The 18,756-nt window shown below is 34.4% G+C and carries 20 protein-coding genes, 2 pseudogenes and 1 riboswitch; of the genes and pseudogenes, 8 read left to right on the top strand and 14 right to left on the bottom strand.

Going from position 1 to position 18,756, the window contains the following annotated elements:
- The first annotated feature begins 76 nt into the window (after positions 1-76).
- Complete coding sequence (locus ACXKY9_RS12760; protein ID WP_000708774.1) at positions 77-517, top strand: YaiI/YqxD family protein; 441 nt, start codon at positions 77-79, stop codon at positions 515-517.
- 85 nt (positions 518-602) lie between these two features.
- On the opposite strand, the gene ACXKY9_RS12755 is transcribed toward ACXKY9_RS12760, so the two are convergent.
- The 6 genes from ACXKY9_RS12755 to ACXKY9_RS12730 form a co-directional block, all read right to left on the bottom strand.
- A complete protein-coding gene (locus ACXKY9_RS12755) occupies positions 603-917 on the bottom strand; it encodes a DUF3892 domain-containing protein (RefSeq protein ID WP_000358163.1) in 315 nt (104 codons plus the stop codon).
- A gap of 80 nt (positions 918-997) precedes the next feature.
- Complete coding sequence (locus ACXKY9_RS12750) at positions 998-1,822, bottom strand: DUF2785 domain-containing protein (protein ID WP_001006669.1); 825 nt, start codon at positions 1,820-1,822, stop codon at positions 998-1,000.
- A gap of 117 nt (positions 1,823-1,939) precedes the next feature.
- On the bottom strand, positions 1,940-2,611 hold the full coding sequence (locus ACXKY9_RS12745; protein ID WP_001080555.1) for a nucleoside/nucleotide kinase family protein: 672 nt from the start codon (positions 2,609-2,611) through the stop codon (positions 1,940-1,942).
- 170 nt (positions 2,612-2,781) lie between these two features.
- A complete protein-coding gene (locus ACXKY9_RS12740; RefSeq protein WP_000357653.1) occupies positions 2,782-3,525 on the bottom strand; it encodes a metallophosphoesterase family protein in 744 nt (247 codons plus the stop codon).
- A gap of 13 nt (positions 3,526-3,538) precedes the next feature.
- Positions 3,539-4,465, bottom strand: a complete 927-nt coding sequence (locus ACXKY9_RS12735) for an aminoglycoside phosphotransferase family protein (RefSeq protein WP_000392080.1) — start codon at positions 4,463-4,465, stop codon at positions 3,539-3,541.
- A 14-nt stretch (positions 4,466-4,479) separates the two neighbouring features.
- Positions 4,480-5,277 carry a VOC family protein gene (locus ACXKY9_RS12730; protein ID WP_000943371.1) on the bottom strand — a complete coding sequence of 266 codons (798 nt, stop codon included), beginning with the start codon at positions 5,275-5,277 and terminating at the stop codon, positions 4,480-4,482.
- Between the two features lie 205 nt (positions 5,278-5,482).
- On the opposite strand from ACXKY9_RS12730, the gene ACXKY9_RS12725 reads away from it, so the two are divergent.
- A complete protein-coding gene (locus tag ACXKY9_RS12725) occupies positions 5,483-6,385 on the top strand; it encodes a sulfite exporter TauE/SafE family protein (RefSeq protein ID WP_001170734.1) in 903 nt (300 codons plus the stop codon).
- Between the two features lie 36 nt (positions 6,386-6,421).
- Here the strand turns inward: ACXKY9_RS12725 and ACXKY9_RS12720 are convergent, their stop codons facing one another.
- Positions 6,422-6,871 (bottom strand): GNAT family N-acetyltransferase, encoded by a 450-nt coding sequence (locus ACXKY9_RS12720; protein WP_000764631.1) that lies wholly within the window; start codon positions 6,869-6,871, stop codon positions 6,422-6,424.
- 320 nt (positions 6,872-7,191) lie between these two features.
- Positions 7,192-7,384, top strand: a riboswitch (Lysine riboswitch).
- A gap of 112 nt (positions 7,385-7,496) precedes the next feature.
- On the opposite strand from ACXKY9_RS12720, the gene ACXKY9_RS12715 reads away from it, so the two are divergent.
- The 3 genes and pseudogenes from ACXKY9_RS12715 (at position 7,497) to ACXKY9_RS12705 (ending at position 10,107) form a co-directional block, all read left to right on the top strand.
- Positions 7,497-8,963 (top strand): amino acid permease, encoded by a 1,467-nt coding sequence (locus ACXKY9_RS12715; RefSeq protein ID WP_001083389.1) that lies wholly within the window; start codon positions 7,497-7,499, stop codon positions 8,961-8,963.
- A gap of 113 nt (positions 8,964-9,076) precedes the next feature.
- Positions 9,077-9,382, top strand: a complete 306-nt coding sequence (locus tag ACXKY9_RS12710; protein WP_001026196.1) for an iron-sulfur cluster biosynthesis family protein — start codon at positions 9,077-9,079, stop codon at positions 9,380-9,382.
- A gap of 33 nt (positions 9,383-9,415) precedes the next feature.
- A pseudogene (locus ACXKY9_RS12705) lies at positions 9,416-10,107 on the top strand (DNA alkylation repair protein).
- Positions 10,108-10,216: 109 nt separating this feature from the next.
- Here the strand turns inward: ACXKY9_RS12705 and ACXKY9_RS12700 are convergent.
- A complete protein-coding gene (locus ACXKY9_RS12700) occupies positions 10,217-11,197 on the bottom strand; it encodes a hypothetical protein (RefSeq protein WP_000827148.1) in 981 nt (326 codons plus the stop codon).
- 214 nt (positions 11,198-11,411) lie between these two features.
- Positions 11,412-11,693 (bottom strand): hypothetical protein, encoded by a 282-nt coding sequence (locus tag ACXKY9_RS12695; protein ID WP_000714731.1) that lies wholly within the window; start codon positions 11,691-11,693, stop codon positions 11,412-11,414.
- 305 nt (positions 11,694-11,998) lie between these two features.
- Between ACXKY9_RS12695 and ACXKY9_RS12690 the strand changes: the two genes are divergently transcribed.
- Positions 11,999-12,760 (top strand): class I SAM-dependent methyltransferase, encoded by a 762-nt coding sequence (locus ACXKY9_RS12690; protein ID WP_000817569.1) that lies wholly within the window; start codon positions 11,999-12,001, stop codon positions 12,758-12,760.
- Positions 12,761-12,940: 180 nt separating this feature from the next.
- On the opposite strand, the gene ACXKY9_RS12685 is transcribed toward ACXKY9_RS12690, so the two are convergent.
- Positions 12,941-13,465, bottom strand: coding sequence for an NUDIX hydrolase (locus tag ACXKY9_RS12685; protein WP_000280182.1), 525 nt, complete (start codon positions 13,463-13,465; stop codon positions 12,941-12,943).
- A 51-nt stretch (positions 13,466-13,516) separates the two neighbouring features.
- Here ACXKY9_RS12685 and ACXKY9_RS12680 point away from each other — a divergent pair.
- A pseudogene (locus tag ACXKY9_RS12680) lies at positions 13,517-13,585 on the top strand (cephalosporin hydroxylase); the annotation flags it as partial.
- A 34-nt stretch (positions 13,586-13,619) separates the two neighbouring features.
- On the opposite strand, the gene lepB reads toward ACXKY9_RS12680, so the two are convergent.
- Together lepB and ACXKY9_RS12670 are read right to left on the bottom strand one after the other, a co-directional pair.
- Positions 13,620-14,141, bottom strand: a complete 522-nt coding sequence (gene lepB, locus ACXKY9_RS12675) for a signal peptidase I (RefSeq protein WP_001986493.1) — start codon at positions 14,139-14,141, stop codon at positions 13,620-13,622.
- Between the two features lie 81 nt (positions 14,142-14,222).
- Positions 14,223-16,376 carry a peptidoglycan D,D-transpeptidase FtsI family protein gene (locus ACXKY9_RS12670; RefSeq protein WP_001249185.1) on the bottom strand — a complete coding sequence of 718 codons (2,154 nt, stop codon included), beginning with the start codon at positions 16,374-16,376 and terminating at the stop codon, positions 14,223-14,225.
- A 289-nt stretch (positions 16,377-16,665) separates the two neighbouring features.
- Between ACXKY9_RS12670 and ACXKY9_RS12665 the strand changes: the two genes are divergently transcribed.
- Complete coding sequence (locus ACXKY9_RS12665) at positions 16,666-17,247, top strand: hypothetical protein (RefSeq protein ID WP_000132262.1); 582 nt, start codon at positions 16,666-16,668, stop codon at positions 17,245-17,247.
- 55 nt (positions 17,248-17,302) lie between these two features.
- Here the strand turns inward: ACXKY9_RS12665 and ACXKY9_RS12660 are convergent, their stop codons facing one another.
- Together ACXKY9_RS12660 and pcp are read right to left on the bottom strand one after the other, a co-directional pair.
- Positions 17,303-18,031, bottom strand: a complete 729-nt coding sequence (locus ACXKY9_RS12660) for an NAD-dependent protein deacylase (RefSeq protein WP_001183779.1) — start codon at positions 18,029-18,031, stop codon at positions 17,303-17,305.
- A gap of 75 nt (positions 18,032-18,106) precedes the next feature.
- Positions 18,107-18,754, bottom strand: a complete 648-nt coding sequence (pcp, locus tag ACXKY9_RS12655) for a pyroglutamyl-peptidase I (RefSeq protein ID WP_000859707.1) — start codon at positions 18,752-18,754, stop codon at positions 18,107-18,109.
- Positions 18,755-18,756 lie beyond the last annotated feature (2 nt).

Here is an 18,756-nt window from a genome sequence, read left to right as displayed (position 1 = left end):
CGATTGGTTCAACTAATAATCAGTGGAGGGTGAATCCCCCCACTGATTAAAGTTTCACTTTATAGGAGTGGTAAAAATGAAAATTTACGTTGATGCAGATGCTTGTCCTGTAAAAGATGTAATTATTTTTGAAGCTACGAGTGCAGAAATTCCTGTAACTCTAGTTACTAGCTTTTCTCATTATTCTAATGCTCAGCAGCCTAAAGGTGTAGAAACAATTTATGTTGATTCCGGAGCAGATGCTGCAGATTACCGAATTATGCAGTTAGCAAAAAAAGAAGATTTAATCGTAACACAAGATTACGGTCTTGCTTCGCTCGCTTTAGCAAAAGGCTGTATCGTTCTACACCATAAAGGCTATAAGTATACGAATGATAACATCGAACAATTGTTACAAACACGATATTTAAGTGCAATGGTTCGAAAAAGTGGTAAACGTACAAAGGGACCGAAACCATTTACAGCAGAAGATAAAGAGAAATTTAGAGAGCTCTTTAAAAGTATGATCGCACTTTAAAAATGAATCGTCTATTTGCAAGGAAAACTTCGCAAAACAAAGAAGAGAATATCGTAATGAACATTCTCTTCTTGAGGTTTACCCTTTAAAATGAAGGTAAATTATCTAAGTTATTTTCTTTTATTCCATCAGGTTCACTACGTATAATATCTCTACCATACTTATGAAATACGTCCACATGAGCTAACTTCCCTGATTTTGCTTCACTAAGAGCAGTCATATAATCTAACTCTCTCCCGCTACTTGTTTTAAAAGCAATCAAATCACCTTCATCATTTTTACGAACAGCAACAATTTGTTCTGCTCCTGAAGTAACTTCCTGAGCTATTTCAAATTGAGCTTGCTCTTCCCCTTGATGTAAATAATCATTATATACTTTTTCAAAGTCTTTTTTGTCCATTAAACTCACCTCCAAAACATTTTATTAGTATGGTTGGGAGGTGTTGGTTTTATGTACTTTTCTGTTAGAAAAACGAATTTTTAATACCTACGCAAACCCTTCAAAGTCTCCAATATATCATCTGTAAAGGCTGTACTACCCTCTGTCTCTAAAGCTCTGAAATAAAAACTTCTTAGGAAAGTTCTAATATTTTGTACTAAAATAGCATGCTGCGGATGTCGGATGTCTTCAACAGTTGCTATACTATGTAACCAGTTGCTCCACTCTTCTTCAGTTAAAAGATTTTGGTCACGTAAAGACATAATTGGCTTTACTAATCTCTCATCTTCAAAGTGTACATATACGTAATCACTTAATCGAACCTTTTGACGAACAGCTGCAAGAATTGCATATGAAAACTCACGATTTTGTATAGTACGCACTAAAGCATCTAGTGCATCAGCAGCGTGTGCAGTAGAGTGTGCCCAGCCTTTTCCTTCTACGTAACCTCTTACATCTTCTTCTAAATATACATATTCCAGCACTTGTTCTGCTACACTGTACAGTTGTTCTTCGGATAACAACGGTTCTCTTTCATGAACAGATAAAATAAGTGGTGGAATTAATCCGGAGAATGCACGTTTAAATACAGAGTCTGTTCCCTTTTCACCAATTTTATAAAATAAATAATCAGGACTAATTGCTTGTAACATTAATCCTCTTAACTCTTTTTGTCTAAATACATCATTTGTAATCCATGTGTGAAGCGTACTATAAATTAAATCATCACGTAATTCAGCATCAGGTGATCCGATATAATCTAGCATCCACTGCGCATATGGATATGCATCTACGTCTTCTGGTACAGCATAATTGTTATTTTTAATTTGTAGTAGTTCTTCTTTTAGTTCTAGTACTTCATTCATTATATTTCTTGTCCCCTTTTTGCGTTTTTTATTGTCTTATCCCCTTTTATTTGCTTCATAAAATTAATTTAATTATAACAATAAACAAAAGGCTATACATATATTTCTGATTATGTATTACGCTCTTTCATGAAATATAACTTCTGGATTTCCTAAATCACTATTCTTAAATATAACATTCGCACACTCTTTCGGATTATGCTCATCTATATACATTTTACAAGCCGCGTGATACCTGTTTAAAAACATCTTCTCTGCTTCTTCATAACTTCCAAAAGCTTCAGTTTCCCGCTTAGCACCACGTTTTCTCGCAATCTCAAAATTTGTATCTACAAAGATTTTGTAATCAAATAAATGCGCAACGTCTTTTTTCAATAGAAACGTTCCATCTACTATTAATATCATATTTTGCGTGGCCAATAGCGGCTCATTATGTACAGGCATATCCGTTATTAAGTTATGAGAAATCGTTTCATACTGTAAATTTCCGTTAGGTCCTAAAGGCATTAATAATCTTTCTTTGAAAGCTGTATAATCGTGTGCATCTTCATAATACCCTCTTGCAGATTCTTTTCCTTTTGCATAGCGAATCACTCTTGGATTATGAAAATCATCAATGCTGGCGCGTGTTACTGGTAATCCTCGTTTTTTTATTTCTTCCGCTAGTTCGCTTGCAAATGTTGTTTTTCCTGAGGCTGTAATACCGCTTACTCCAACTCTTATTGGATGGGTTAAGTTTAGCTTTACAATATGATCTGCAATTTCTTTGATTCGTTGTTTTCGGTTCATGATATCTCCCTTTATAATTAGTTTACATAATATAATTATAGGTAATAATTCATGTCACTATTTGTCGGTAAATCGATATCCTTTCTCGAATCGCTGATATCTCGAAAAAATCGTTGATATATTTTAAGTTATGATAGATATATTTGAAAAATCGTTGATATATTATTAGCTTACTTCCCCTTAAACCCTCGATATAAAGCAGTCCGTAATTCTTGTTTGTATTCTTCAATTTCTGGCATTTCGAGTTCTTCTGCTAGTCTGATAGCTAATTCAATATCATACGGTACTCGTACAAGTTGAATAGAAAAGCTCGCTGCTTCTTTTTCATTGTAAGTTCCTTCAAATATTAAATAGGAAGCTTGTGTTATTTCAAGTGGGTTTCCTACGCTACCGGCATTACATAACGTTTTCCCTCTGAAATTTTGAACGAATGCTTGGTGAACGTCACCGTAACAAACGACATCTGGTTTTCTTTCCCCTTCTATATTTTCCGTCAGATCACTATTTTCGAACATACTAATACGTTCTTCTCTTGAAGCGTGTGGTTGAATTCTTTCATATAAACTTCTCGGTGAAGCGTGAAACATACGAATGAATTTCCCACTCATATAAAACTCGATTGAAAATGGTAAGTTTCTTAAATAGTCATTTTGTTCTTCCGATAATTGTTTTTGATGCCATTTCAATGCTTCAAATTCAGTCGGCTTTGTAATAAAATCATCCCAGTTTCCCATTACGACTACTTCACATTCTTTACGAATGATTTCAATTGCTTCACTGGAATGAGGTCCTTTTCCTACTAAATCTCCAAGGCAAATAATGCGCTCGATTCCTCTTAATTTAATATCATTCAACACGGATTCTAATGCTTGAATATTACCGTGAATATCTGAAATTACTGCTATTTTATCCATATAAATTACTCCTTTATTTATTAAATTCGCTTGATTGATACCATTTTGGAATATAAGATGAAAAATGATTATGATCTTCTAAAATTCCATTTAATCTTTCCTTCATATCATCTACTAAATGCGGTGTACTTCGATTCGTCCAAACGATATCCGCTGGGAATGTCATCGCGACGTACAATGTATACAGTTTCCAAAAATGAAGCGATGGTTCGCCTCCGAAATAACCGTGAACTTGTCCAACCGCAAATGGTTTACTTATTCTTATAGTAAAAATCGCTACGTTATAAAAATCGTGTATTGGATCACCAAAATCATATCCACCAAAATCGATAACGATAAATTCCTTATTATGAATCATGCTATTTGCTGGATGGAAGTCATCATGTAAAAATCTTATTGGACGATTTCCCAATAAATCTTTATGATTTTCTACAAAGGTTAATACTGGCTTCAAATCCAGAAAATTCACCTCGTAATCTGTTAGTGCCTCTATGTATCTTTCGTATTTATTCCATCTAGATGTTTCCCATTTATTACTTGCACTTTCTCTTTCAATTGGGTGAATCCTCTTTAATACTTCCCCCGCTTTTCTTCCTGCCTTATACTGTTCTTCCACCGATAACTTCGTTAAACCTTCTTCACCATTTATACCTCGGGTCCATTCAAATACTTGAACACATTTATTTAATTTCTCAATTATTATGAAATGAATTAACTTGGGTGTTGGAATATGTAATGACTCTAATTGTTTCATATACGTATATTCTTCTTGTTTACGTTCAAAATGAACAGCATCACATACTTTTACAAAATAGGTTTCTTGATTCTTTAATTCAATTTTATATTTCTCATCGAATGAAAAGCCTTTTGAAATAACAGTCGCTTTTAACATGCGAGGCCATTCTAGTATTCTCTCTATCTCTCTAAGCATTTCTTCCACAACGTTCACCTCTATTAATATATGTACAAACTCCCTAACACTTCATGCTCTCGTTTATTTCCCCCTTTAAACTCTACTGCAAATGGATATTCGCCATGATTCTTTATGTATTCTTGCACTAGACCTTCTCCAACCGGTTCACAAAACTGTACTTGAATGTCACCAAACGATACACTTTGACACTCAGCATTCCATTTTTCATTTTTCACAACTGAGCTTGTAGATAGTCCCATTACTTCTTTCCATTTCCGTACTGTTTCTCGAACATTTTTTACTGCGTAATGAATCGTTTCAATTTGTTGCACTTTGTTTTTATGTTCAGTAATCGTCCCACTGTTACGTAAATCGTTTCTTCTTTCTTCGTCCGTTTCATTCCACTGTATAAAGAAAGGTAATTTCGGTCCGTTCTCTTCTTGCTTAACGAATAACATTTTCCATTCTAAAAGTCGGCCATCTTTTCTCATACGTTTCCCTTCAAATGGCCCTATCGTATGTAAGCCGTACTTATTAAAGTTAACTGCTAGCTCCTCAATTGCATCTGTTCGGATCGCGATTTGTAGCATTCCTTCTCCATTTTGTAGTTTCACCACTGTTTCTTGTACTAATGGATTTTCTGCTTCTTTCGCTTTTTCTTCATGTTGAACTGCTAAAAATTCTATATATGATAAATCAAAATAACTTAAACTATTCCAAGTACCCCAATTCGTATGCTCTCCGCCTAATACAGTATGAAATCCCAGTTCCTGCATTTGTTTTGCCGCTTCCTCCGGTGTACCATGAACTGTGTGAACGAGATGATCAAATCGTAACATGTCTTTCTCCCCTTTCTCTCCATCCTTTTATTGTATATTTTATTTTTCTTTCATTCAATTCAAAAACTTTAAAACCCAGTTGATTTATACGATTAATATGTATTATAATGAAACAAATTTAATTATTGCTGATTGGAAAAACCAAAGGCACTTTTCTCATACGGGAAAAGTGTCTTTTTCATTTATTATTACAGGGGGATTATTTATGCAGAAATTAATTGTCTTTGCTATTATTGGATTTTTCGCCCAATTGATCGATGGAGCACTCGGAATGGCGTATGGGGTAACGTCTACTTCACTATTATTAATGTTTGGTATTGCACCGGCTGTAGCTTCAGCATCGGTTCATTTAGCTGAAGTCGTTACAACTGCAGCTTCTGGCGCATCTCATATCAAATTTGGAAACGTTGATAAATATACAGTTTCCAGGCTTACATTACCTGGGGCAATCGGCGCATTTGTTGGGGCATGTTTTTTAAGTAATTTGCCTGGAGATATAATCAAACCGTACATTTCCGTATTTTTATTTACTTTAGGGGTTTATATTTTATTACGATTCATCATTCAAAAACAAATTGTCACTTCAAATAAGCGTATGTCTGCCAAACAACTTGTGCCGCTTGGTTTATTCGCTGGATTCGTTGATTCAACTGGTGGCGGTGGTTGGGGGCCGATTACGACACCCGTTCTTCTAGCAAGAGGAAATGAAGCTAGAAAAGTTATTGGATCTGTAGATACGAGTGAATTTCCTGTTTCACTCGCTGCAACAATTGGCTTCTTCATCTCACTTGGCTGGGAACAAGTAAGCTGGGTTTGGGTATTTGCCTTAATGCTCGGCGGTATTGTCGCAGCTCCAATTGCTGCATGGTTAGTCCGCATCGTTCCGCCCCATTTACTTGGCATATTAGTTGGTGGTCTTATTATCTTCACAAATATTCGTACACTGCTTTCTACATTTAAAGTGGATCCAACTATTATTTCACTTTCTTACGTTGCAGTTGGTCTTGTCGTTATTATTTCTATTTTCATTGCTGTTCGAAATCATTCCAATCGTCCTAACGCATCAACGGCTGAGTATCCGAATGATCAGAAGCAAATGCTACCATAACTATAAAAAATACCGCTCAATTTAGAGCGGTATTTTTTATTTTTCTATTTTCCAATTAATCATCGTTTCTGTAGCATTTACTCTCTTCATATGTAACTTTTCTAAAACACGCATCGAACTATAGTTATCTAGGAGTGTCTCCGCAATTATTGTTTCTACCTCTCCTGTTTTGAAAGCCCAATCGATTAGTTCTCTTACAGCTTCTGTTGCATAGCCCTGATTCCAATATTTCTCAATAAATCCATAGCCTATTTCTACTGTTTGATTCTCGTTTGGTTTCCCTTTAAACCCAATATCACCTAAAACGCTATCATCTTCTTTCCGAAGAACATACCACGCCCCCCATGGTAATAAAGCCGCATCTTGTTTTACATTCTCTACATGCCCTACAATATGCGGACCGCTATTATATCCTTGCTCGTTAGCGACTTGAATACTCTCTTCTGTACACGGCACTATATAGAGCCTTTCTGTTTCTAATTTCATTTTGATTTCCCCTTTTTGCTTAAACGTTACTCTGATTATAACAAATAATATGACTTTATCATGAATGTCGAATTATATTTTTCTGAATTTTCTTTTTATTTAGAGGGTTTTTCAATATTTTTTGCGAAACATTTGTATAACAATTTTTTCTTTGCTTATTGCTACATAATAGTAGGTTCGGGTGGAGTTTTGCAAGCGTTTCCTATACAATAACCGATATTTTTTGACTTTTCCTAACAAAATATCTTGCAATATATTCAGAAAGTCATTACAATTGCCATATATTAAAAATCTTAGCAATATATAAATCCTCATCAATCCGATGAGGTAGAGGTTGCGACTTTTAATAGTAAAACGGACGAGACACAGAGAATGTCACCGACTCCGTTTGAAAGGAAAAGTTGCCGAAGTTTATATTTCTTCTCTGGAAATATGAGCTGGGGCTGTCTCCGAAAGGAACAGAACTGTCACGTTTACAAAATTACCGTGTAAACGTGGGGTGCTATCTTAACGGAAGGGTATGATGGGGTGGTTATTTGTGAAACGTTCCGCCAAATTCCTTTGGCGGTTTTTTGTATTTTTCTCCCCCGCTCCTTCCTAACCTACAAGAAAAGGAGTGTTGAACATGAATAGCGCAACAAATCAATCTACCTCTAAAACGCAAACTACACAAGGACAAGGTGAATTAAAACGCGGATTAAAATCGCGTCACCTTACGATGATTTCTCTCGGCGGTACAATTGGTACCGGACTATTTCTTGCCAGCGGTGGTGTCATCCATTCAGCTGGTCCTGGCGGCGCATTAATTGCATACGCCGCAATTGGAATTATGGTTTACTTCTTAATGACAAGCTTAGCTGAACTCGCAGCTTACATGCCTGTTACTGGATCTTTTAGTACGTATGCAACAAAATTTGTTGATCCATCACTTGGCTTTGCACTTGGATGGAACTATTGGTATAACTGGGCGATTACGATCGCTGCTGAACTTGCAGCCGTAACATTAATTATGAAATTTTGGTTCCCAGATACCCCTTCTCTTATTTGGAGCGGATTATGTTTAGCTATTATTTTCCTTTTAAACTATTTATCTGTTAAAGGATTTGGTGAATCTGAATATTGGTTCGCACTTATTAAAGTAGTTACAATTATTATCTTTTTAATTGTCGGCTTTATGATGATTTTCGGAATTATGGGGGGCGAAACTGTTGGATTCAAAAACTTCACTGTTGCAGATGCACCATTTAACGGCGGTATCATGGCAATTATCGGTGTATTTATGGCAGCTGGTTTCTCCTTCCAAGGAACTGAATTATTAGGAGTAGCTGCTGGTGAAACATCTGATCCAGAACGTAATATCCCAAAAGCAATTCGTTCAATCTTTTGGCGTATTCTTTTATTCTATATCCTTGCGATTCTCGTTATCGGTTTATTAATTCCTTATACAACTGAAAGTCTTGCTGCAAGTGATGTAACAGTAAGTCCATTTACACTTATTTTCGAAAAAGCGGGCGTTGCCTTTGCTGCCTCTGTTATGAACGCTGTTATTTTAACGGCAGTACTATCTGCTGGTAACTCTGGTATGTACGCATCAACTCGTATGCTTTGGGATTTAGCTCGCCAAGGAAAAGCACCAAAATTCTTAGGCAAATTAGATAGCCGCGGTGTACCTGTAAACGCATTAATCGTAACGTCAATTGTCGGTAGTATCGCTTTCATTGCTTCTTTATTCGGTGACGGTGTTGTATACATTTGGTTATTAAACGCATCTGGAATGTCTGGCTTTATCGCATGGGTTGGAATAGCAATTAGTCATTACCGTTTCCGTAAAGCATATACCGTACAAGGCAAAGATTTAAAAGACTTACCATATAGAGCAAAATGGTTCCCATTCGGTCCAATCTTCGCATTTACACTTTGTATCATCGTAATTTTAGGACAAAACTACGGCGCATTTATGGGTGAATCAATCGATTGGAACGGCGTACTCGTTTCTTACATCGGTTTACCACTCTTCTTAGTACTATGGTTAGGATATAAATTTACGAAAAAAACAAAAGTGATTCCACTTGATAAATGTGAACTAAAATAAAGTGAAACGAGCAAACAAATTTGTTTGCTCGTTTTTTGTTGCAAACCTCTTTGCTTCCCTATTGCTCCTGTTTTTGCCATAATAGAAGAAATATAATTAAAGGTTGGGATACAATGAACATTCGCATTACTGATGAAGCAAAAGCAGCTATACATAGATTAGAACGTAAAGACAAAAAGATCATTCGCATTAGAGGGACAATGACAAACTCTTGTAGTATTTTCGTTGATGTCGATTTAATTTGGGATACATATAACGCAGATGATGTTGTATATGAAGATGCAGATCTTATCGTACAAATGGATTCATTCACGAAAGACTACACTGGTGATACGGTGAAACTTGATTATAAGACGACAGGTTTTAGTATTACGACTCCGAGTGAGACTTTAGTTTATGGATTGTCGATTAAAAAATAAAAATTGTTTTCATTTGACCACTGAGGTGAAAAAATGGGTAAATATGTTCCGTTAAAATTTTTATTTAACGAAGAATTAGCAGAAAAAATGGCTGATTCTATTTGTAAACACGATCCTACTTTCTCTAAAAGAAACTTTGTATCTTCCGTAACATGTAAAGTTGAAAATTTAGAGTTAAAGCATCGTATTGAAGTAATTGCAGATGAATTACACAATGCTTTACAAAAAGATTTTAATGCAGCCATACATATATTGCTGAAAACATTAGGACCAGAAAATACAACAGAAGTAGGCACATTTACATGTATGAAATAACGAAAAGGAATACTGCTGAATATGCCATTCGGCCTTTTCTTCAAACATACCATGAAGACACACTAGACATATTGCAACAGTGGATTCATGACGAAAACAGCCACATTAGAAGATTAGTTTCTGAAGGTACAAGACCAAGGCTTCCTTGGGCTAAAAAAATTGGAGCTCTAAAAGGTGACTTTAAGAACAATTTACAGCTTCTTGAACCTTTAATGAATGACCCTTCTAAATATGTTCAAAAATCTGTAGCCAATCATATGAACGATATTACGAAAGAAGATAAAGAACTCGTTTTTCAGTGGTTACAGCAATTACGTGATAAACAGCATCCTATTAAACCTTGGATTATAAAACATGGGTTAAGAACAATAATAAAAAGTGGTACTTTACCAAAAGATTTTTGTTTTTGAGTATTTTAAACAAAACCGCTTATGCTTCAAAAATGAAACATAAGCGGTTTTCCTTTTGAATACAGAAATAACAAACATAAAAAGCACTTTAAATTTCTTCTTTATATCATTATTTTACTAACTCTTCTATGTTATTACTTTCCTTAATTTTTTCGGATGATAGCCAGAGTGAATAACTTGTTCCATCCTTGTTCCTTAAATATATGTTAAAATCCTTATTATATAGTTCTTCTTTAAGAATAGTGACTACCTTTCTCAAATCATCTATTACATATGGATCATTTCTATATTTTATCTCACTGTCATTGAAAACTAATGTCAATTCATACTCTAGACAATTGCCGTCTTTCGGGTGTGGACAAGTAATATCCTCAATTTCAAAACGATCATTTTGAATTTCATTTAACCTTACGCCTACTTTTGTTTCAGTTTGAACCAAATATGTCCAATAACTGCTTACTGTGTTTTTCATTGTTAAAAGCAGTTCTTCTTTCGTTATAGCTTTTTGCACATTTTGAAAAGGCAAGCCTATAGATTCACCATTATAATCCTCAATTTCAAGTGTTGTTATCTTTCTATTACTCTTCTGAATGAATTGGATTAGAGCATATAAACGATCTAATTCTTTTGATTCAAATTGACTGTAATCAATCTTGTCACTCGTTTTTAAAGTTAATAATAACTTATCCGTTGGTTTCTCCTCTATATCATCATCCACTATATATTGAAAAACATTTTTATTTTCAGGTTCCACGTAACCTAATTTTTTAATTTCTTCTAGCATTGGTTTAAATTTCTTATATTCCTCATATGTTTTTTTTCCGTATTGATATTCATCACCTTTTATTCTTGAATATAAGAAGCCATCTACCTCTACTCTAAATTGAATATTTTTGTTATTTTTTGCTTGAACAGTATGATATGTATGCCCCATATTTCCTTCGTTTATAGCACCCCAATGTGTTACAATCACATCAATTCCGTGCTTTTTTTTCACATATTTTTTCACCTGATCGTCATCTTTATAATTACACCCACTTAAACATAAGAAACATAACAATAGTAACATTACATTTTTCATTCTTTTCATATAGCACCTTGCCCTCTTTTCGCATAAACAAAATATTCCATATATAAAGAATACTAAATCGCTGAATGTTTTCAAAGAATTAAAATATTTTTACACTCGGTATATATATCTATTTCTTTTATTAATGGCTCTAATAAGTTTTAATATTGATAATCGAATATAATAAAAAGAAACCTAAATTTAAGGTTTCCCATTTTTACCAACAATTTAAATTTTAATAGATATTTTTTAGCCAAGTAATAATTCGTAGTACCTGAAACGACTCAAACCAAGTAATGAAAAACAGGACAACAAAGAAAGAGATAAGTGATATGAATTTTAATCTTCCATCTTCACGTCTAGCAATCGCTATAATACTCAGAACCACTCCAATTAAAAAAGAAATATACCCTAATAGGATAATAGGCTCAGAATAGCTATCTATTATCCTATTTAATCCAAATAATAACATTCCAAAAGTCATCAAGGTTATTGAAAATACACTAAATTTTTTCATAATTCAACCTCCAATATAATTTTACTATTTTATGGAGAGAATAATTTTTTTATGCGTATGAATGAACAATTACACTATAAAAGTAGATAACTCAATTTACTTTTTCATTAAACAACTGCCTTCTTTTATACCCTCAAAGGATTTTCACTCAATTAACCCGAATATATAAATAACAATTCTCACAAGGAGTAACTTTATATGAATCTATTCGAACACGAAACATAAAACCGTTCCACTTTAATAAGAGGTCCTCCCTTTTTCTTTTCTCATCATATCATCCATTAAAAAAATAGGAGGACATAATTATGAAACGTGATCCATTATTTTTAACTTTATTAGAAAGTGCAAATACACATTTTAGCGGTTGGGATTTTTCTTTCATTTCAGAAACGGGTCGAATGAAGAGCGAGCCTTTATCGTGGTCGTACGGCAGTACTGCTTTTCAGCTTATGCAACGTGCAGAATCAATGCTCGATATGGGTACTGGCGGCGGAGAGTTTTTATCTATGTTACAACCGTTCCCGTCAACTATATTCGCTACTGAGGGCTACGCTCCAAATGTGCCAATTGCTCGAAAGAAATTAGAGCCTTTAGGGGTTGCCGTTGTAGAAGTGACCGATGATACTGCTTTGCCATTTCAAGATGGTCAATTTAATTTAATTATAAATCAACATGAATCGTATGCTGCTTCTGAGGTAAACAGAATTCTTTCTCCAAGTGGCGTTTTTCTTACACAACAAGTTGGCGGTCTTGATTGCGCGGAACTTAATGAGCAGTTTGGCTCACCACTAAATAGCGAATTTGCAAGTTGGTCTCTCGAAACCGCATGCAGTGAGTTAAAGCAAAATGGATTTACTATCTTAGATGCAAAAGAGGAATTCCCTTTCCAACGCTTTTATGACATTGGCGCTATCGTCTATTATTTAAAAGCGATTCCGTGGCAAATTCCTGATTTTACTGTTGAAAGGTATTGTGAGGAATTATATCGTATACATGAAATCATCTTACAAAAAGGTTATTTTGATGTGAAGCAACATCGTTTTATGATTAAGGCGATTTGTAGCTAACAAAAAGAGGTGGCAAAGCCACCTCCTTTTTGCTCCGTTTACATATGTTCTCTACTCTTTCATAATAAGAAAAGTTATATCATGCATATTACAATTATGACCAATGAATTGTATTTCTGAAACATATAATCACCTCGCATATATGATGAGAGCAAAAACGTGATTTTTCACTTTCCTCTTCTATTGAGAAATGAGTTGTTTTTCATATCGCTTGTTCGCATCATCTTCTGTCAAACATGCAGTTGTGTAATGAATAATATTCCGGTTATCATACGTAAACATATGTTCTAACTTATTTTCTTCTGTTAATACTGTCGGTAAGTATTTTGGTAAATTGCTAACTACTCCTCTATTATCACCATCTAATATCCAATCAATTTCTTTCCATTCTAATAGACCTTCAGCCGTACGTAATGGTGTATTCATTTGCATTCCATCTGGCAAATCAGCAACGAACACATACATTCCTTCACTAGCCTGGGGCTCATCTTTACCTTTAAAACCAACAGTCCCTTTATACGTTACACTTGAAAGTTCTATGCCCGTTTCCTCAAATGTTTCTCTAATTATTCCTTCGTATGGCGTTTCATTATCTTCTATTTTTCCTCCAACACCATTCCACATCCCCATATTCGGCTTTTTATTTCTATTTAATAGCAGTATTTTATCGCTTTTTCTAATAAAGCAAATTGTGTATTTGTACATACGATCATTTCCTTTCATTTTCCACATGAGTTATTTGGCTTATTTTCAAGTATCGACGAGTCTAAACATAAATTTTTCATATCATTTAATCCAAAAGGTTTTTTAAAGAAAATAAAGTGAAACTTTAATAAGTGGGGTTTTGCTCCTCTCCCACTTATTCTATTATTTTCATTTTTGAAAAAGGATAATATACAAATTCCACCTTGCCAATTATGTTATCTTCTTCAATATATCCTAAGCCATTTCGACTATCTCTACTTACTTCGCGGTTATCTCCCATTACAAATAACTTATTTGGCGGAATTTTTGTCTTTTGAAAGTTATAAAACACTTGTGTGTTGTTAAATAAATCTTTGTTTGTATATGGTTCTTCTTGCTTTTTATCGTTCACATATACCTTTCCGTTCGTTATGTTAATTACATCACCAGGAAGCCCTATTACACGTTTCACATAATATTTCGATTCATCCGCTTCCTTTATAATGACAATTTCTCCGTGTTGTAAATTAGAAAGACGTACTACTGCTTTATTTACAAATACGTAGTCTTCTTCATATAAAGTCGGCTGCATCGATTCCCCTTCCACCTTACATAAAGTAAAAGAATGGTAGCCTATGACTATCACCAATATAAATAGTATGTACTTTCCCCAGCCTCTCTTAATCTCCTTTTTCATATCCATTCCCACCTTATAAAGCGCTTTTTAACTCAAAAAATATATCACTGCACAATATGTTTCCATGCAGTGATACTATTTTTACTGTGCCTTGTTCGGTTGTTCTACTGGAATTGAATTTGTATTTGATCTATTTGTTTTTAATTCAAAATACGCATCCAAAATCTCTTTACCAATCGCAGAATTAATTCCTGATTTATCATCATTCACCCATGGTACAACAACTGAAAAAGCTACTTCCGGATCAGCATCATATGGTGCATAACCGGCAAGAGTTAAATTATAACATTTTTTTCGGTTGTTGTTCTCATCTCTTCCAATATCACTTTCTCCACCATATACTGTCTCAGCTGTTCCTGTTTTTCCCGCTGGTTTATATGGTAGACCTTTAAACGTTCCGGTACCTGTTCCGTCAGCTTCTTGAAAAACTCTTCTAAATCCTTCTTTTACATGATTAATGTACGAAGTGTCCATATCCACTCTATTTAATACAACTGGTTCAATCGACCGAACGACTTTTCCTACATCCTCTGGTCTATTCGGTTGCTCTCTAACTTCTTGTACAATTTGTGGCTTCATTCGGTAACCGCCATTTGCAATGGTTGAAATATATTGTGCAAGCTGAAGCGGCGTATATGTATCATACTGTCCAATCGCGTAATCAAGTAAAAATCCGGGTATGTTATCAGTTCTACCTACTTGACCAATTGATTCATTTGGCAGGTCAATACCAGTCGACACACCTAGGCCAAATTGTCTAAAATAGTAGCGCATTTTATTAAATGTTTCTTGTTTAATATCTAATGGATTGTTTGGGACATAATTAATGCCTGCCATTTTTAAAGCCGTATTAAACATATAAACGTTCGATGACACTTGCAAAGCTCTTAAATCATCAATATCCCCAAATTCTTTCCACGATTTCTTCGGCTTAGAACTTCCTTTAAAATACATTGGTGCATCAAAGAAATGTGTATACGGCTTAATCGCTTCTGTTTGATATCCAGTTAATAAAGTAGCACCTTTTACAGTTGACCCTAACTCATAAGAACTTGTCATCGTTCCTAATGCATAATCTTCTATTTGCATACCGCCATCTTTATTTACAATTTTCTTTCCTGCCATTGATAAAATTTGACCGTTTTTCGGATTCATCATTACTACGAACGCACGATCCATCATCGGCTCTGCAGCATGAAAGGCTCGTAAATTCTTTTCAAGACTTCCCTCTACTCTTTTCTGTAAATCCATATCGACTGTTAACATCAAGTTATTTCCACTTTTTCCTTCAGTCACTTTTTCTGTGCGAACAATCTTCCCTGCTTTATCCATAATATTTTTAGACTGTTCTTTCGTTCCGTGTAGTGCATCTTCGTATTGTTTTTCGATGTAACTTTTACCAATACGGTCGTTTCGATTATAATCACGAACTAAATAATAATCTAATTGTTCTCTTGGCAACCCTTCATTTTCATTAGAAACGCTACCTAGTATAGAGCGCAGTATTTTATCATTTGGGTATTCACGTTCCCAATCTACTGTTGTATCTACCCCCGGTAAACTTGCCAACCTTTCACTAACGACAGCATATTCATTTTGACTTACATCTTTTTTAACGATTTGCGGCGTCATTTTATATCCCGCATTCATTTTGCTTTTAATGGCTAGTACTTCTAGGTCTTCTTTTGAAAGTTCACTTAATTCTTCTTGTGTAATTCTTTCCCTACGTAACTCTTCAACTTTTTTATCTAATTCTTTCCCTTCTATCTCCTGCTTTCTAAATTTACTCTCATCTTCTTTCGTTACTTTCGCTGCTGCCCGCTTTTCATTTAACTGCATCCAAAAATCCTTTTTATCTGTTTCTGTTAACTTGTCTATGTCCTCTTGCGACATTTCAATTAGCTTAGCTAAACCTCTTGCTACTTGTAAAACTTCTTTCGAGTCTACTCCTCTCATTTTCGTATATGTAACGGTTCGCAATGGTTTATTATTTACAATAACGTGACCTTGCCGATCAAACATTTTCCCTCTAGGAACGGGAGTGCTTACCGTTACATCTTCCTTTTTATTTACTTCATTTCTATACGTTTCTCCATCAATGATTTGTACTTTACCTAATTGAATTATAATAGCTGAAAATAAAAGAAAGACAATAAAAAATAGTACATTTAACCGAAATGGAATATGAGTCTTTTTCTTTTTCGATAGTTTTTTCTGCTCCTTTTTCTGTCTCATTTCGCTCCCTCGCTTCATTCTATTAACATTTCTACGCAAAGTCATTATGTATCAAATTTATTTATATGATATATATAGAATTTTATATTAATTATAAAAGAAATAAAAGATTTAATTTTCAGTTTTTTATTTTTATACCCTATTTATTACCATTCCCTTAATGCACAATAAAATGAATATTATTCTAAAAGAAAAATGGAGCAAATTTATTTTTATACCATTAGTTTACATTTCTTTGTATACTAAAGAAATAAATTCATAAAAGACATTACTTAAGGAGAGAACGAAAATGACAGATTCGTTTATCATACATACTAAAACGCCACATTGTTTAAACTTTATGATCTACATTCAAAATATTTATCTCAATCAAAAAGGAAAAAAAGAAAATTTTCGTTTTCCTTACATAACAAAAACATTACATTTCTCCACTGACTTTAAAATAAATTTCAAAGAATTATGGCTGACTCTTCGTAAGCAAACTGCTAACGACAGATATGATTTACAAATTTTTCATGAAGAAAACCATATCTTCTATGAGAAGCTTTTTAACACCCAATTATGTAATGAAGACTCTTTTAAAGAATTAGTATGTAGTTTTCAAGTATGGTGGACTAGCATAGTAGGTCAACTTTCATTAGAACGTTCTGTAGATGAATATGGGCAACAACTTTTTAACGATTTAGTTTTATACTTAAAGCAAAACGAAATAGAACCTTTACAACAGCTACATATTAGCTTACTTTATGACGATTGTTTATTGGTTAAAGAAAACATTTCTTCCTATTCTGCTATTTTGCCGACTAAAACCTTTTTTATAAATTATAGAGATGTGATTACTACATTATCGACCTGTTTTCATGTTGCTTAATACAGCGATTACCCAAATAAAAAACTGAGGTAGATACCTCAGTTTTTTCGTTAACTTATTTCATTGAAGATAACCCTTCAACAAACTCACCAATCTTATTTTGAAAAACAAAGTCAAAGTTATATTCTTGTCCTGTTAACTCTTCATTTACTAAAATAGTTGTTGCCCCTACTTCTCTCTTTGCGATTTCCGGGAATGAAGCGACAGGTTGTACTTTTAATGACGTTCCCATAACGAGAAGTACATCTGTTTCATATAAACGTTTCATCGCATTTTGATATTGAGGCAGTGTATCTCCGTATAAAACAACGTCTGGATTTAAAATGAAATTACACTTCTCACAGCGCGGCACTTCATGATCAATCATATACTGTAAATCATATCCCGCTTTACACTTCGGACAATGTGCTGTTTGAAGTGTTCCATGTAAATCAATGACATGTTTACTGCCACCTAATTGATGTAAACCGTCAATATTTTGCGTTAAAATCGTAATATCTTTCCCTTGTTCTTCTAGCTCAGCTAAAAAACGATGTCCACGATTTGGTTTATATTGATGGAACGTATTAATTTGAAAGATTTCTTTATAATGCTTCCAAAATTCTTTCGGACTTCGGTTATAGTACCCTCTTGATAAATACATCTCCACATTCGCATCAGCATACAATCCATTTGCTGAACGGAAATCTGGGATACCACTTTCCGTACTTGCACCAGCGCCTGTTAATACTGTAATTTTCTTCGCTTTTTCTAAAATTAAACGTACTTCTTCAAATTGTTGCACAAAAATCACCTCTATGTATTTTCCTATTCTTATTATACCAGTTGTTTACAGGAGGTGTTGTACAATTCATTTTACTTAATGCGTTGCGCCCCCAATCTCTACAATATCTACTTCAACTGTCATCGTTACTTCAATTGCCAATTCTATTCCCTTACTAATAGTAGAAAGTGACATACTCGGTTGCCCTGGATAATTACTCGCTTGTTCTGGTAAAAACGGAATATGAATGAATCCGCCTTTTATTTTCTTATCATGTTTCTCTAATTCATGCATAAGTCCATAGAATAAGTGATTACAAACGAATGTGCCTGCCGTCTGTGAAACAGATGACGGTATGCCCTCTTCGCGAAGTTTTTTTACGATTGCTTTCATCGGAAGTGTAGACCAATACGCAATCGCTCCTTCTTCTACAACCGGTACATCTACTGGCTGATTCCCTTCATTATCAGCAATTCTTGCATCATCAATATTAATTGCGACACGTTCTATCGTAATATCTGGTCTGCCCCCAGCTTGTCCGATACATATAGTAATTTCCGGCCCTAGTTCTTCTATATACTCTTTTAATACGCTTATTGATTTATGAAATACAGTTGGTATTTGTTTGCTTATTATCTTGTATTCTCCAATTGTTTTTTCATGCAAACCTTTTGCTACTTCCCAAGCTGGATTGATATTTTCTCCGCCAAACGGATCAAACCCTGTTAATAATACTGTTTTCATAG

This window comes from Bacillus sp. 2175, assembly GCF_057812155.1.
This window is presented reverse-complemented; position numbering and strand designations above follow the sequence as displayed.

Bases quoted from the DNA above. Each gene is read 5' to 3' on its own strand.
- ACXKY9_RS12760 (WP_000708774.1), top strand. From the start codon at position 77: ATGAAAATTTACGTTGATGCAGATGCTTGTCCTGTAAAAGATGTAATT.
- ACXKY9_RS12755 (WP_000358163.1), bottom strand. From the start codon at position 917: ATGGACAAAAAAGACTTTGAAAAAGTATATAATGATTATTTACATCAA.
- ACXKY9_RS12750 (WP_001006669.1), bottom strand. From the start codon at position 1,822: ATGAATGAAGTACTAGAACTAAAAGAAGAACTACTACAAATTAAAAAT.
- ACXKY9_RS12745 (WP_001080555.1), bottom strand. From the start codon at position 2,611: ATGAACCGAAAACAACGAATCAAAGAAATTGCAGATCATATTGTAAAG.
- ACXKY9_RS12740 (WP_000357653.1), bottom strand. From the start codon at position 3,525: ATGGATAAAATAGCAGTAATTTCAGATATTCACGGTAATATTCAAGCA.
- ACXKY9_RS12730 (WP_000943371.1), bottom strand. From the start codon at position 5,277: ATGTTACGATTTGATCATCTCGTTCACACAGTTCATGGTACACCGGAG.
- ACXKY9_RS12725 (WP_001170734.1), top strand. From the start codon at position 5,483: ATGCAGAAATTAATTGTCTTTGCTATTATTGGATTTTTCGCCCAATTG.
- ACXKY9_RS12720 (WP_000764631.1), bottom strand. From the start codon at position 6,871: ATGAAATTAGAAACAGAAAGGCTCTATATAGTGCCGTGTACAGAAGAG.
- ACXKY9_RS12715 (WP_001083389.1), top strand. From the start codon at position 7,497: ATGAATAGCGCAACAAATCAATCTACCTCTAAAACGCAAACTACACAA.
- ACXKY9_RS12710 (WP_001026196.1), top strand. From the start codon at position 9,077: ATGAACATTCGCATTACTGATGAAGCAAAAGCAGCTATACATAGATTA.
- ACXKY9_RS12700 (WP_000827148.1), bottom strand. From the start codon at position 11,197: ATGAAAAGAATGAAAAATGTAATGTTACTATTGTTATGTTTCTTATGT.
- ACXKY9_RS12695 (WP_000714731.1), bottom strand. From the start codon at position 11,693: ATGAAAAAATTTAGTGTATTTTCAATAACCTTGATGACTTTTGGAATG.
- ACXKY9_RS12690 (WP_000817569.1), top strand. From the start codon at position 11,999: ATGAAACGTGATCCATTATTTTTAACTTTATTAGAAAGTGCAAATACA.
- ACXKY9_RS12685 (WP_000280182.1), bottom strand. From the start codon at position 13,465: ATGTACAAATACACAATTTGCTTTATTAGAAAAAGCGATAAAATACTG.
- lepB (WP_001986493.1), bottom strand. From the start codon at position 14,141: ATGAAAAAGGAGATTAAGAGAGGCTGGGGAAAGTACATACTATTTATA.
- ACXKY9_RS12670 (WP_001249185.1), bottom strand. From the start codon at position 16,376: ATGAGACAGAAAAAGGAGCAGAAAAAACTATCGAAAAAGAAAAAGACT.
- ACXKY9_RS12665 (WP_000132262.1), top strand. From the start codon at position 16,666: ATGACAGATTCGTTTATCATACATACTAAAACGCCACATTGTTTAAAC.
- pcp (WP_000859707.1), bottom strand. From the start codon at position 18,754: ATGAAAACAGTATTATTAACAGGGTTTGATCCGTTTGGCGGAGAAAAT.